Raw genomic sequence first — 8,198 nt, forward strand, 5'->3', positions numbered from 1 at the left:
CTGAAAAGATATCCGGTGCCAACGCTGAGCACTACCAGCACCGCCATGTTGAGGACGCCGTTGCGCAGGGCGCGCCAGGCCGCGACAACGAACGGCCAGACCGGATAGAGGATCGCGGCGCTTGCGAGGAAGAACATCGCCAGGTCTTGGCTCATCCCCGCGGGCGGCTGGAACCACGGCTTACCAAGCCCCATCGGCTCCATGGCAAAGATCGGCAGCGTGAAGACCAGGCTCACGATGAAACGGTTGCGCATGTCGCGCACCATGTCCTGCATGTCCATGCCGGCGGCGTGCCCCATCTGGTGGGCCATCGCGTCATGGGCGGGAGCCGGCCGTCTATCCGTGGGAGCTGGCGCTGGCGGATGGTGCTCAAGATGCGCAGCCGAAGGTGCGCGAGGGTGGTCTGGAGGCAGTGCCGCGGCGTCCGGAGCGCAGGTGTGGCGGGGAACTATCTCGCCGGCGCAATGGAACCCGCACGCCTCGATCACCTTGGTGATCGTGACGCCATCCGTGCGGGTCTCGTCATAGGTGACGGTTGCCGTATCTGCCCCGGGATTCATGGTGACGTCGACAACGCCGGGGACGGCCTTCAGCCGCTTCTCCACGCCAAGGAAATCGAGCATTGCGATCAGCCCGCGGACCTCAAGCGTGATCTTTTGCGTCATCTTTTTTTCCCTGCCGAGAAGCGAAGATTCCGACGGATCGGCAACATGTCGCATTGTTGGATACTCCTGTCTCTGTGCACTCGATCACCGCCACTGCCAGCGCATTCCAAACATCGACTTCAGCCCAGCCAGCCGCCGGTAAACCCGGCACGGCGCAACCCAGTCACGATGTGCGGGCAACCGCGCATCAGGCGCCACAACAGGCCAGTCAGATGGTTCTCGATCATCAGCACGATGGGGCCTTGGTTGATGCCGAAGTGCCAGGGCGATACCCAGAAGCCGTACGGATTGCCGGCCTCGCCTGGATGAGTGGGATTGAAGGCGGCCTTGAAGCCGTATCTGTTGAACTCTTTCAGCTTCGCCTGATGGATGCAGAAGTGGATCGCCTGCAGGACGATCTCGGAAGCGAACGGCAATGAAGCGACGACTGCCCAGGGCGCGAGCGTGCCGTCATCCGGTCCGTAGGGGACGCCGCGCCCGACATAGTCGTAGAATTCCCGCTGGATGCCATTCAGCTTGAGAGTGGCGGGGCCTGGTCCTTCGCTCGCGGTGATGCCCCAGCAGCACTCTCGGTAACCGTCGAACCTGCGCGGGTTCATGATGGCATAGCATTGCTGGAGGTAGGTCGCTCGGCGGCTGTTCTCGAAATAGTCGATGCCCTTTTCCCGCATGAAGGCATCCTGGATCCCGCGAAAGTCGATCCAGACATGCGAGAGCTGATGCGTGAACAGCGGCCCGGCGTAGAGGTACTCGTAGCCGTAGCAGCTCTCCCAGCGGTAGGTCGAAGTCCAGGCGGCGTAGCTGCTCTCGGGAAGCGGAAAGGTCGGCGAGCCGAGCGCCAGAACGTAAAGCAGTAGGGCCTCGTCGTAGCCTTCCCAACGGTATTTGATGAACCCGTTTTCCGGTGTCCAGCCGTGCGTCACTGTCGCGCCCTGGTCTTGCGCCCACTGCCAATCGGCACGGCGATAGAGCGCGTCGGCGAGCGTGCGGATTTCCCGCTCGTCGGCTGCATCCGCATCGAAATAGGCGGCCGCCGACAGGGCGCCGGCCAGCAACAGCGCGCTGTCAATCGTCGAAAGTTCGCATTGCCAGGCGCGCCGCCCCGCCTCCATATCGAGGAAATGATAATAGAAGCCGCGGTGCCCGGTGGCGTCCGGCTCCGGTCCGTGCGGGCTTGCCCAGAAGAAGCGCAACGTGGCCAGCGTTCGTGCCACTGCAGCTTGACGCGCCATGAACCCGCGCTCGACGGCAACGGGATAGCAGGCGAGAGCGAGGCCCGTCGCAGCGATGCTTGCCGGCCAATTCGCAGCAGTCTTGTCGCGGATGAGGCCATTGGCAGGATTCACCTCGTCCAGGAAGTAGTCGAACGTCTCCCGCTGAAGCTGCAGCAGCTCTTCCGTGCCAATGCTCCGCTTCATCTTCATGGCCTCACCAGGAGATCTCGTCTTGGTCGCGTGGGGCCGTCGCGGTCTGCCTCAACGGCCCCTCCGAGCTCACATCATGCCCATCGGCGCCGGCATGAGCAGCTTGTCGGCCACGGCCTTTTGCGCTTCGCTCAACGTTGCGTAAAAGGGCTCGATTGCCGTTTTCAACTGGCGCAGGCCTTCGAGCCGTGCAGAGAGCATCTGCTCGACTTGATCGATCCTCTTCAGAGGCGTCATGGCGGCAGAGCCAGCGGACATCATCGCGCCGCCCATCCCGGCCATCGCCTCTTTTGCGAGCTTGGCATTGGCACGCATTGCATCGGCCACAGCCTTCCATTGCGGCTGTTGCGCATCGGTCAGCTTGAGCTCGGCCTGCAGGAACGCGATACGCCCTTCGACGTGGTCCGGAGACATCATCTGTTCAGCCGATCCGTCCTTCGCAGACATCATGCCCATCATCATCCGCATCATCTCGCCGGACATCATCCCGCCCTGGGGCATCATTCCGCCCATCATTCCACCTTGGGGCATTATTCCGCCTTGAGGCATCATGCCGCCCTGCGGCATCATTCCACCCTGCGGCATCATCCCGCACATCATTCCACCCTGAGGCATCATTCCGCCTTGAGGCATCATCCCGCCCTGCGGCATCGTTCCGCTCTGGGGCGTCGTTCCGCCCTGGGGCATCGTCCCGGCGCTGTCGCCGGACACCGGAGCGGGCGAAGCGGCAGGCGCGGTTTCCGCAGTGCCGGCGGGATGGTGGGAGTCGTCGGCGAAGGCTGCAGATGTGAAGAGCATGGCTGCCGCGAGGATGGACTTGCTTGGCGTTTTCATTTCTTGGTTCTCCTGGGTTTCGGGTTCTGGGTTCGTCCGTGCCGGTCACCCGGCATTTCCAGGCGCCGGCTGCGGCGCCTGGAACGTGATCCCGTTTGGCCCTTTGCCGACTGCATAGGACTGCAGGGCCGCCTTGTCCTTGACCGAGATCAGCGACACGGTGCCGTCGACGATGTTGGTCACGAAGACGAAAGCGCCGTCGTTGCTGATGACGACTCCATGCGCTCCGACGTCGCATGAGAGCGGGTCGGCAAGCGTGAGATTTGCCCGCCGAGCAGGTCGTCAGAGGACAGAACGAGGAGGCCGAAAGGCTTCGTCAGGTTTGGTCAGCGCGAAGCCTGATTGGTCTAGGAACACTGGAGCGTAAGGCTCCGGTACAAGGCCGATGTCCGAAGCAGCCGCAAGAACCGCAGCCGAACAAGCGAAACAATGCCCACTCGCGCACAAACCGCAATTGGCGTGGGCTGCGCCGTTATGACAACCTGAATCATCCGGAGCGGACGCGAACAGGACGGTTGCCGTCGAGGCCGCCCGATCGGCTTCGCAGCCGGCGATAGATGTAGATGGAAAGACCTTGGCTGGCGAAGCATCCTGTGAAGCGCTGAACTCGTGCGCCTGGGCTGAAGGCGTCAGCAACAGGAAAAGAGCAAGCCCGAACGCAAGCATGATCGCGCCGAAGGTCCCGTTTGCGGCCCGATGGTTTCGCTGCCAGATCTGACAAGATCGTCCAAGCACAACACGGCTTCCAGGCTCTTCACATTCTGTATGATCGCCTGCTCGGTCCAAATGCGCTTTGACGTGCGTCAAATCCGATCGACTCAGGCACCTCCAGGGCAACCTCAAAACACGCGCGTCCGATTGTGCGGCATCGCTGGAGACACGGACCGATATCGACAAGGCAGTATCAGCCGAAATCCGCATCGTTCAGCCAGCCGCCCTTGAAGCGAAGAGAGCCACATTAAACCCCGCTGATGTGTTATGTATTTCATGGAAGGGGCGTCCCCCGCGTGAAATGCGACTGGAACGAGCAGGCAAAGCCGCAACTTGATTGAGAGTGCGCGCGATGAGGTTCTGGGCAGCTATTGTTGGTTTGTTTTTCCTGGTTGCAGGCAATCTGCTGGAGGCACCCGCCCTTGCCGCCGGCGGCAACCGGGTCGCCCTGGTCATCGGCAACAGCAAATATGTCTACGCGCCGGCGCTTCCCAATCCTGCCGGCGACGCGCGCCTGATGGCCGAAGTCCTGCGCAAGGCGGGGTTCAACGTCATCGAAGGCGTCGACCTCGACTACGCCGGAATGCGTGACCGGCTGAACAAGTTCACCGAAGCCTCGTACGAGGCGGATACGGCGCTGATCTACTACGCCGGCCACGGCATGCAGGTGAACGGCAAGAACTACCTGATCCCGGTCGATGCCGAGCTTACGGCTCCGGCGCATCTCAAGACCCGCACCATCCAGATCGACGAGCTGCTCGACGCTCTCCCGCCGGACCCCGCCGTCGGCATCGTCATCCTGGACGCCTGCCGCGACAATCCTTTGGCGCGGACGCTCGCGGCTTCCTTGCCGAAGAGCCGCTCGACCACCGCGCCGGGCCTGGCGCCCATCGATGTCAGCGGCTCGGACGTTGGCACCGGGGGCGTGCTGATCGCCTTTGCGACCGATCCCGGTTCCGTGTCCTATGACGGCAACGGCGCCAACAGCCCTTACACGACCTCGCTGGCCAGACATCTGGCCGAGCCGGGCGTGGAGATTCAGAGCGCGTTGACCCGCGTTCGCGGCGAGGTGACGGCCGAGACCGATGGGCGCCAGCGGCCCTGGCACAATGCCTCGCTCGGCCGCGAGGTCTTTATCGGCCCGCAAACGCCGCCACCCGCCGCCCCGGCCCCGCAGCCATCCGCCACCGAGACTCCGGCCCAACCCGCAGGCACCGACGCGCGCGGATGGGAAATCGAGCAGCGCGTGTGGGACGAGGCCTCCAAGCGCAACACGCTGGCGCATTACGAAGCCTATCTGCAGCAATTCCCCAAAGGGGCGTTCGCCGATCTCGCCCGTCTCAACATCGATCAGCTCAAGAAGTCGCCAGTCACTGTCGGCAATGCACCAGCCGTTGTCGCCAATACCGAGAGCGCCGCGTCGCGATCCGCCACGGCGGCGGCACCAGCTGCGGCCGCCAATCCGGAAACCGACACCGGGACCGAACTGACGGAAAGCGCGATCGGGCTCGATCGTCAGGAAAAGATCGACCTGCAGGAAAGGCTGCTGGCGATCGGTTACGACCTGGAAGCCGACGGCGACTTCGGCCTCAAGACGCGCCGCGCCATCGGCCAATGGCAGGAAGAGAACAAGCTGCCCCCGACCACCTTTCTTACCTCAAAGCAATATGCCCGCCTGAAACTCGATACGGACGATGCCCTGAAGAGCTACCGAGCCCAGCGGGCGTCGGAAGCGGAAGCCAGGAAACAGGAAAGCGCCGCACCGCAAAAGACCGAGAAACCGCAGCCGGTCGTCCGTGCGAAGCCGAGACCCGACCGGCAGCGCGAAGCAGCCAATCCAAGACCGGCGCCGAAATCGAAGGCGGCGGGACGAAAGTCCGGGTTCCGCACCTGCAGCGGCATTGACGGCACATTCGAGGTTCCCGCGTCGCAGAGATGCCCGTTGAGCGGCTACGCGCATTATTGAATGTTATCGATGGGACGAGAAGGTGTTTTGTCCGGGCTCAGGCATTCGCCGACGTCAGGAATCAGCTTCTCGCCCAATCCTCGTGCCCGTGACGCACGCGGACAATGAGGATGTCGCCGTCTCCCTCGATCCGGTAAACGACTAGATGGGCCTTGAACGGATGGATTCGCATCGGCGGTGATAACTCAAGTCGCTCCCGCGCGATGCGCGGATTGGCGACGATCAGATCGAAGATCGCGAACAACTCGTCATGATATTGTCTGGCTTGCACGGGGCCAAACAGGCGGACACCCTGCTCGGCAATGCCGATAATGTCCTCTTCCGCCGCTATCGATAGGCGGAAACCCATTATCGCTTGCCGCGTGGCGCCTCTGCCCGATTGACCGCCTCTGCGAAAAGCTCGTCCTTGGAGCGCCTGCCGATCCCGCTCTTCAGGCCGTCATCGACAAAGCTCTGCATGGCCGCAATCTTGTCGTTGCGCTCCTGATCTTTGCGGATCAGATCACGCACGTAATCGCTCGCATTGGCGTAACGCCCCGTTTCAGTCTGCGCCTCCACCCACGCCTTCATGGGATCGGGCAAGGATACGTTCATCGTCGCCATATCGGCCTCCATATAATGTCCAGTATGGCACATTTTGACAAAGTTTGTCAAATCTTTCGCCCTGCCGTCGCACACCGCGTCATGCGCCACCCTGGGTGTACCTGAAGAGTTACCCTGCGGATTCATGCGCTCACATCTCGCCGAACTCTCTGAGCTTGGCCTCGCCGACGCCGTTCACCTCGGCGAAGGATCGAGGTTGATCGGCCCGAATCGACGTCCGGCCGGCCGTGCGCTGGCCTGCCGCTCCTTGGGCCGCAGCGCTCATTCCGTCATTAGTAACCGTCGGCGACCAAGTCCGACCGAGCGAAAAGCGACCCTATCAACTTCAATTAACGACACCATCAGTGACACCAATTGACAGTCGTCGATTTTCATGACACAAACAGTGCCATCAATTAGGAGCACCCGCGTGTCGCAAGTCCGCACCTACAACAGCCCCATGCGCGAAGAGAAAGCGCGTGAAACGCATGAGGAGATCCTCTGCGCCCTGTTTGAGCTCATGGATTCGGCCACCGCCGCCGACGAGATCAGCATGGAGGCGATCGCCCGGAAGGCTGGCGTGCAGCGCCGCACGGTGTTCCGCCACTTCGCCACCAAGGACGACCTGCTGGCTGCCTTCTGGCCCTGGTTGAATGCCCGGATAGGGGCCTCTACGACCCCAAGGACTCCCAAGGACATCGTCGACGGCCCCCGCCAGGCCTTCCCCCGGTTCGATGTGCACGACGCGGCGATCCGCTCGTCGCTCCATTCGCGGACCGGCCGTGAGATGCGCATGGGCACGGTGGCAAGCCGCCGCGCCAATTTCAGGCGCGCGCTGGCTCCCGCCATTTCCTCTCTTCAGCCCGCCGAGGCCGAGAAGGTCGAGGCGCTGGCTCATCTGCTCTTCTCGGCCTCCGCATGGGAGATCCTGAAGGACTATGGCGGTCTCACCGGCGCCCAGGCCGGCGAGACCGCATCCTGGGCACTCGAGGTGATCCTGTCCGCGGTCACCCCGGGTCAATCACCGGCGGAAGTCACAAACCAAAGAGACAAGCCATGAACTTCAACGTCACCACTCCCGAGGCCGCCCAGACGCTCTGGGTCGTCGCCGACCGCATCCGCCTGCTCGGCGGCATCTCCGATTCCAGCCTTGAACTTATCGAGGTCGAGGTCCCGCCAGGTTCCGGCACTCCGCCGCACAGCCACGCCTCGCCCGAATTGTTCTATGTGCTGGAAGGCGCGCTCACCGTCCGACACTTTGGCGCGGGCGGCCCGCCCGAAGTGACTGTCGCGGGTCCCGGTACCTCGGTGCGCATCGGCCCGAGGGCGCCGCACAATTACTCCAACGACAGCGGCCGCCCGGTGCGGATGCTGGTGCTCGTCGAGCCGTCCATGATCGCTTTCTTCCGCGACATCGGCACCGCCGAGCCGCAGGCCCAGCCCGACTTCGCCCGCATCGGCGCAGCCATGCAGCGCCACGGGATCGAGGCGCTGCCCGTAGCGGCCTGAACTGTCGCCGGGGTTCACCTGCAGGGGAGAGCAAGGTGCTTCCCTGCAGGCGGCAACGTCTCAGCGGCGAATGGTAACGAGCTAAGCGCCCGCCTGATGCGCCGCGATCGCGCTCAAGAAAATCTCGCCGAATTCCCTGAGCTTGGCCTCGCCGACGCCGTTCACTTCGGCGAAGGCGTCGAGGTCGCGTGGGCGGCGTTCGGCCATGTCGATCAGCGTGCGGTCGGAGAAGACCACATAGGCCGGCACCTGGCGTTCCTTCGCCAAGCGCAGCCGCAGCGTCTTGAGCGCGGCGAGGAGCGCGGCGTCCAGATCTTCCGTGCCGGCGGCAGCCTGGGCTGAACGCGCCTTGTTGCGCAAGGAACGGTGCCGCGTCTCGACGCGATACTCGAACGCGGTTTCGCCGCGGCCGAGCGCGCGGCCGCTTTCCGAAATGGCAAGGCCGCCATAGCCGTCCGGATCCGGCATCAGAACCCCGCCCGCCACGAGTTGGCGGATCAGCGACAG

General features: G+C 63.3%; 10 protein-coding genes. 3 read left to right on the forward strand and 7 right to left on the reverse strand.

What is annotated here, in order from left to right:
- The 4 genes from EOA38_RS20880 to EOA38_RS39245 form a co-directional block, all read right to left on the reverse strand.
- The coding region (locus tag EOA38_RS20880) for a heavy-metal-associated domain-containing protein (protein WP_145966017.1) at positions 1 to 665 on the reverse strand (665 nt) is incomplete at its 3' end.
- Between the two features lie 119 nt (positions 666 to 784).
- Positions 785 to 2,089 carry a glucoamylase family protein gene (locus tag EOA38_RS20885; RefSeq protein WP_127300121.1) on the reverse strand — a complete coding sequence of 435 codons (1,305 nt, stop codon included), beginning with the start codon at positions 2,087 to 2,089 and terminating at the stop codon, positions 785 to 787.
- A 69-nt stretch (positions 2,090 to 2,158) separates the two neighbouring features.
- On the reverse strand, positions 2,159 to 2,923 hold the full coding sequence (locus tag EOA38_RS20890; protein ID WP_127300122.1) for a Spy/CpxP family protein refolding chaperone: 765 nt from the start codon (positions 2,921 to 2,923) through the stop codon (positions 2,159 to 2,161).
- A gap of 45 nt (positions 2,924 to 2,968) precedes the next feature.
- A complete protein-coding gene (locus EOA38_RS39245; protein ID WP_189434773.1) occupies positions 2,969 to 3,106 on the reverse strand; it encodes a hypothetical protein in 138 nt (45 codons plus the stop codon).
- A gap of 880 nt (positions 3,107 to 3,986) precedes the next feature.
- Here EOA38_RS39245 and EOA38_RS20895 point away from each other — a divergent pair.
- Positions 3,987 to 5,600 carry a caspase family protein gene (locus EOA38_RS20895; RefSeq protein WP_127300123.1) on the forward strand — a complete coding sequence of 538 codons (1,614 nt, stop codon included), beginning with the start codon at positions 3,987 to 3,989 and terminating at the stop codon, positions 5,598 to 5,600.
- A gap of 61 nt (positions 5,601 to 5,661) precedes the next feature.
- On the opposite strand, the gene EOA38_RS20900 is transcribed toward EOA38_RS20895, so the two are convergent.
- Both EOA38_RS20900 and EOA38_RS20905 read right to left on the reverse strand, forming a co-directional pair.
- A complete protein-coding gene (locus tag EOA38_RS20900; RefSeq protein WP_127300124.1) occupies positions 5,662 to 5,949 on the reverse strand; it encodes a type II toxin-antitoxin system RelE/ParE family toxin in 288 nt (95 codons plus the stop codon).
- Positions 5,949 to 6,203 (reverse strand): type II toxin-antitoxin system ParD family antitoxin, encoded by a 255-nt coding sequence (locus EOA38_RS20905; RefSeq protein WP_126091357.1) that lies wholly within the window; start codon positions 6,201 to 6,203, stop codon positions 5,949 to 5,951. Before EOA38_RS20905 ends, EOA38_RS20900 begins: the two co-directional genes overlap by 1 nt.
- Positions 6,204 to 6,612: 409 nt before the next feature.
- On the opposite strand from EOA38_RS20905, the gene EOA38_RS20910 reads away from it, so the two are divergent.
- Both EOA38_RS20910 and EOA38_RS20915 read left to right on the forward strand, forming a co-directional pair.
- Complete coding sequence (locus EOA38_RS20910; RefSeq protein ID WP_127300125.1) at positions 6,613 to 7,242, forward strand: TetR/AcrR family transcriptional regulator; 630 nt, start codon at positions 6,613 to 6,615, stop codon at positions 7,240 to 7,242.
- Positions 7,239 to 7,691, forward strand: a complete 453-nt coding sequence (locus EOA38_RS20915) for a cupin domain-containing protein (RefSeq protein WP_127300126.1) — start codon at positions 7,239 to 7,241, stop codon at positions 7,689 to 7,691. Before EOA38_RS20910 ends, EOA38_RS20915 begins: the two co-directional genes overlap by 4 nt.
- An 81-nt stretch (positions 7,692 to 7,772) precedes the next feature.
- On the opposite strand, the gene EOA38_RS20920 is transcribed toward EOA38_RS20915, so the two are convergent.
- The coding region (locus tag EOA38_RS20920; protein WP_189434775.1) for an HRDC domain-containing protein at positions 7,773 to 8,198 on the reverse strand (426 nt) is incomplete at its 5' end.

The sequence above is a fragment of the Mesorhizobium sp. M1E.F.Ca.ET.041.01.1.1 genome (genome assembly GCF_003997355.1).
Classification (GTDB): domain Bacteria; phylum Pseudomonadota; class Alphaproteobacteria; order Rhizobiales; family Rhizobiaceae; genus Mesorhizobium.